The sequence below is a fragment of the Legionella londiniensis genome (assembly GCF_001467825.1).
GTDB lineage: Bacteria > Pseudomonadota > Gammaproteobacteria > Legionellales > Legionellaceae > Legionella_A > Legionella_A londiniensis.
Window position 1 is genome coordinate 1 of the sequence record NZ_LNYK01000012.1, and the last position, 2,468, is coordinate 2,468.

Genomic DNA, 2,468 nt, shown 5'->3' on the forward strand with positions numbered 1-2,468 from the left:
GAGAAATCAAACAAAATGGTTCAGTGGATGAGGGGAAAGCTGCCTGATCTTTTTTGACCATACACAACTTTTAACCGTAGCTCCGTGATCGTTTTAACTCATTAGATGAAAGAAAAACATCAAAACCTTATTAAAATAGGGGATAGAATCAGGGAACTAAGGAAAGCCAAAGGCTTCTCGCAAGAGAGTATTGCTGATGCCTCCTCTATGGGACGCACTTATATGGGGCGGGTTGAGCGAGGCGAACAGAATATTTCGATCCAAAATTTAATCCAAATCGCATTTGCATTAAACGTTAGCGTAGGAGAGCTTATTCCTCCATTACATGAACTTCAAAATCCTGCTCATAGTGATTCAACTAGCATAAGTTAAATAATCAAAAACTCTACTTTATCTATTAACCTACATATATATTGCAAAAATTCCAAATGAACAGAAGCTTTTAATTCATTGATTAGATTGTGTAAGTCTAGTAAGCCCTTTTTTACAATCGAGATCACCCATAGAGGCACACTGTCGTAAATAAATTTTGGCATTTTGGTAATCTTTTAGATCTTCATAAGCACTGCTCAGGCTGATCATGCTGTCGATACGTTGGTTACGATCGTCTAATCGTTGTAATGCCTCTTTTTGCCATTTAATAGTCATGGTTAAATCTTTGTCAGTGCCGTTACCATACTGATACAAAAAGGCTAAAATCATCTGACTAAGACCAGTAACATCATCACTGTTGGCTGTTTTTTTAGCGAGTTCAAAAGCAGCTTTTGTTTCACCGCGCATTTTTAATTTAGAGATAATTATATCAATATTAGAGAAACAACCTCTAATTTTATCAGTACTCTGATTATGACAAATTTTTCCATCCTCGGCAGATCTTGATACAAATAATTCTTCTCTTTCAAGAAGACCACACATTTTGTAATTAGGGTGATTTGAAAAAATTGAATAGAACGCGAGTAAAAGTCCCTTTGCCTCTTCGCCGCATTTATTTTGTTGTTGGGCTATTCTTTCTAAGATGATAATGGGTGAATCATTAGTAACTGATGGACAACCAATTGAAGAATTACTTTTTAGCGCTATTGAGATCCACTTTTCTAATTCATTTCGCTTTTTATTTATTCCTGTACAGTTATTTGTTACTTTTTCATCGGTAAATGAGTAAACTTTCTGTGTAATAAATATTGAAGTTGTAAGGGCTATCGTCATAATAAAGGATAAAAGTCCTAAAGAATTTATTTTTGATATTTTCATAATAGATTTCTAATCATCCTAGAATTTTTTTAATATTGATGGCTGAAATATACGAAATAGAGTTGGTGGAAAATAAATCCAATTCGCTAGGTTTTTTTACAAATTTTTTGGCGTAATCTTCACTCAGCTTTTGCGCTTCAATTTTCTGATTGGCCGATAGTTCTTTATATATTTTATCTCTTGTTTCTATGTGTGATTTTAATAATATCTTTCCTATGGAGTCAGATGTTATTTTCTTGTTATATCTATACTGTGAAACAATAGAAAGGTTTTGCCATACATATGCTTTCACATAATTTTGTGGAATGCCTATTCCCATTTTATATAGTTCTGATAAAGATCCTTGCGCTGCAGGATTGCCATTTTTAGCTGCCAATTTAAACCAATAAATGGCTTTGGTCATGTCAGGTAGGGGGATTAGTGAATCTGCATTTGAAATATCTTTTATTTTAGTATTTTGCTCTATTAGATGGGCATCATCCAAATAAAGCTCTGCTAGTTTATTTTGAGCTACAGTAGAACCCATAGATGACGCAATCTCTAAATTAATTATTGCCTTACTTAAATCTTGAGGAACACCTTTTGCATTGTATATAAGGCTACCACTTTCATATTTGTTTTCGTATAAAATACCTATTAATAAATAAGCTGGAGGGTATTTATATTGAGCTGATTTGCTTAAGATCGCGATTGTTTTATCGAATGTTTCTTGGTTATTTATATGCTCATAGTTACATAATAATGCACGCCTAAAAAAATAGTGGCCTGGATTTTTTTGAAGTAGCTCTTGATCTGAGCCATTTTCGCAAATTTTAGTAGTGCTTAATGTACTAGAGTTGTGTTTTGTACTGCTATTTACCGCTAATGAACTTAACATCATCAGTAAAAATATAAATATCTTCAATTGCACACCCAATCAATACGGATAAAATGATCTTAAATTAATCAAATGAGCAATATTATATCAAACAACTGGCAATTGCTATCTATTGTAGTCCCAGAATAAATATTATTTGTTTGATTTTTCTTCATATGAGGTGGCAATATTAAGCAATTCACCTATTTTTTTCATGGAGTTAGATATTTTAATTGGAAAATGTATTGGTTTTTCAAGTTTACATGACTCTTTATTCCCCGCCGTGTCAGGATAGTTGTCCGGTCTTCTATTCACAATAACTAGAGTCAGACGGCGGGTGGTTAGTAGGTTGAAGTGGCTA

General features: G+C 33.3%; 4 protein-coding genes. 1 reads left to right on the forward strand and 3 read right to left on the reverse strand.

Going from position 1 to position 2,468, the window contains the following annotated elements; genetic code table 11:
* Positions 1-105: 105 nt before the first annotated feature.
* Positions 106-372 (forward strand): helix-turn-helix domain-containing protein, encoded by a 267-nt coding sequence (locus Llon_RS03600; protein ID WP_058528710.1) that lies wholly within the window; start codon positions 106-108, stop codon positions 370-372.
* 75 nt (positions 373-447) lie between these two features.
* On the opposite strand, the gene Llon_RS03605 is transcribed toward Llon_RS03600, so the two are convergent.
* The 3 genes from Llon_RS03605 to Llon_RS11700 form a co-directional block, all read right to left on the reverse strand.
* Entirely contained in the window at positions 448-1,251 is an 804-nt protein-coding gene (locus Llon_RS03605) for an SEL1-like repeat protein (RefSeq protein WP_058528711.1), read from the reverse strand.
* A 13-nt stretch (positions 1,252-1,264) separates the two neighbouring features.
* On the reverse strand, positions 1,265-2,161 hold the full coding sequence (locus Llon_RS03610; protein ID WP_058528712.1) for a tetratricopeptide repeat protein: 897 nt from the start codon (positions 2,159-2,161) through the stop codon (positions 1,265-1,267).
* A gap of 99 nt (positions 2,162-2,260) precedes the next feature.
* The coding region (locus Llon_RS11700; protein WP_237758250.1) for a hypothetical protein at positions 2,261-2,468 on the reverse strand (208 nt) is incomplete at its 5' end.